Here is a 776-nt window from a genome sequence, read left to right on the forward strand (position 1 = left end):
GTAAGCGTCTAGCAAAATGCACCTGCCAGTAACTCGTCAAAATGATTAAGCTATTTCCGAATTTCAATGAGGAGATAGTCATGAGAAAAACGCGTAGCCTTGAACAATGGCGCAGTATTATCGAAGAACAACAAGCCAGCGATTTAACTATCACTGACTATTGTCATCAAAATGCTTTATCAAAAACAACGTTTTATGCCGCACGAAGTAAGCTTAATGCCTCATCAAGCAGCTTTGTTCAAGCAAAAGTCACTAAACACGTTGACCCCACTGAACCGCAACAGCCAATCATCCTTACGATTAGCAAAGTAAAAGTCAGCTTACCACACACAATGCCTGCTACTTATCTGAGTCAACTGTTACGCGAGCTTGCCTTATGAAAATGTTTGTTGAACCTAAATGTATTTACTTACACCGCGATGCTGTGGATTTTCGAAAATCTATTGATGGTCTAGTCGCAATCGTTGAAGGCGAGCTTGAACGTGATGCCTATACTGGCGCTTTATTTTTATTTTGCAACAAAGCGAAGGATAAACTCAAGTTGGTTTACTGGGATAAAACGGGGTTTGCTTTGTGGTACAAGCGATTAGAAAAGCAAAAGTTCAAATGGCCAAACAAAGCCAGTCTGCAAGAGTTTGAGCTCAGTCCAGCGCAACTGGATTGGTTGTTGTCGGGATATGATGTGCTTGGTCATGAAGAGTTGCGGTATAAATCGATGATCTAATCGATCATATTGGCAGTAAATGATCGTTGCCACACCGTCTGTTTTATCTTTG

The 776-nt window shown here is 41.1% G+C and carries 2 protein-coding genes; both read left to right on the top strand.

Annotated elements, in window-relative coordinates; genetic code table 11:
- Positions 1–80: 80 nt before the first annotated feature.
- Positions 81–380: an IS66 family insertion sequence element accessory protein TnpA gene (gene tnpA / locus H5232_RS23505; protein ID WP_182831700.1), complete on the top strand. Its 300-nt coding sequence runs from the start codon at positions 81–83 to the stop codon at positions 378–380.
- The gene (tnpB, locus tag H5232_RS23510) at positions 377–724 is read left to right on the top strand and encodes an IS66 family insertion sequence element accessory protein TnpB (protein ID WP_182831701.1); all 348 of its coding nucleotides are present in this window, start codon (positions 377–379) and stop codon (positions 722–724) included. The genes tnpA and tnpB overlap by 4 nt, the downstream gene beginning before the upstream one ends.
- Positions 725–776 lie beyond the last annotated feature (52 nt).

It is taken from the genome of Pseudoalteromonas sp. SG41-5, assembly GCF_014164495.1.
GTDB classification, from domain to species: domain Bacteria; phylum Pseudomonadota; class Gammaproteobacteria; order Enterobacterales; family Alteromonadaceae; genus Pseudoalteromonas; species Pseudoalteromonas rhizosphaerae.

Coding starts and splice junctions, on each gene's coding strand:
- tnpA (WP_182831700.1), top strand. CDS start 81: ATGAGAAAAACGCGTAGCCTTGAACAATGGCGCAGTATTATCGAAGAA.
- tnpB (WP_182831701.1), top strand. CDS start 377: ATGAAAATGTTTGTTGAACCTAAATGTATTTACTTACACCGCGATGCT.